The organism is Ruegeria sp. BHSA123 (genome assembly GCF_059613425.1).
The window spans coordinates 1-1,046 of the sequence record NZ_JBXWSL010000170.1; the positions used below are offsets into that span (position 1 = coordinate 1).

General features: G+C 64.4%; 1 protein-coding gene. It reads right to left on the reverse strand.

Going from position 1 to position 1,046, the window contains the following annotated elements; all coding sequences use genetic code 11:
* Positions 1–1,046 (reverse strand): thiamine pyrophosphate-dependent enzyme (locus tag AC2FNC_RS20830; protein WP_496716591.1); only part of this gene is annotated, 1,046 nt, incomplete at both ends.

Genomic DNA, 1,046 nt, shown 5'->3' on the forward strand with positions numbered 1-1,046 from the left:
TGATGCCGGCGACTGCGACGGGTTTTTTCATCGCGTCGCGGCGGAAAGGCTCGCCAAGCTCCTGGTTGATCAGGGCCTCGATCAGCGTGGTGATGCCGTTCTTCTGGTCCTCGATCGCCTGGTTCAGCGCCGCGGTCAGCTCGTCTTGGGTGCGCGCGACAACGCCTTTCAGGCCACAGGCCTGCGCGATACCGGCATAAGACACCTTGGTGTCCAGCTCGGTGCCCACGAAGTTGTCGTCGAACCACAGGGTCGAGTTGCGCTTTTCCGCGCCCCACTGGTAGTTGCGGAACACGATCTGGGTCACGGCGGGCCATTCCTCGCGGCCGATCGCGGTCAGCTCGTTCACCGCGATGCCAAAGGCACCGTCACCGGCAAAGCCCACAACCGGAACATCCGGGCAGCCGATCTTGGCACCGACGACGGCGGGCAGGCCATAGCCGCAGGGGCCGAACAGGCCCGGCGCCAGGTATTTGCGCCCCTCTTCAAACGACGGATAGGCGTTGCCGATGGCGCAGTTGTTGCCGATGTCCGAGCTGATGATCGCCTCTTTCGGCAGTGCCGCCTGAATGGCGCGCCACGCCATGCGCGGGCTCATCCAGTCGGGCTTGGCCGCGCGGGCACGCTGGTTCCAGGTGGTGCCCGGATCGTCATCCTCGTGGGTCATCGAGGTCAGTTCCTGCGCCCAGGCCGATTTCTTCTGCGCGATGCGCTCTTTGCGCTCCTTGCGGCCTTCGTCACCGGCGGTGTCGCTCAGCTGGGCCAGAATGCCCTTTGCCACCTTGGCAGCGTCGCCGATGATACCGACGCTGACAGCTTTGGTCAGGCCGATACGGTCGGGGTTGATGTCAACCTGGATGATCTTGGCATCCGCGGGCCAGTAGTTGATGCCATAGCCCGGCAGGGTCGAGAACGGGTTCAGACGGGTGCCGAGGCACAGGACAACATCCGCCTCGCTGATCAGCTCCATCCCCGCTTTCGAACCGTTATAGCCCAGCGGACCGGCAAACAGCGGGTGGCTGCCCGGGAAGGCGTCATTGTGCTGG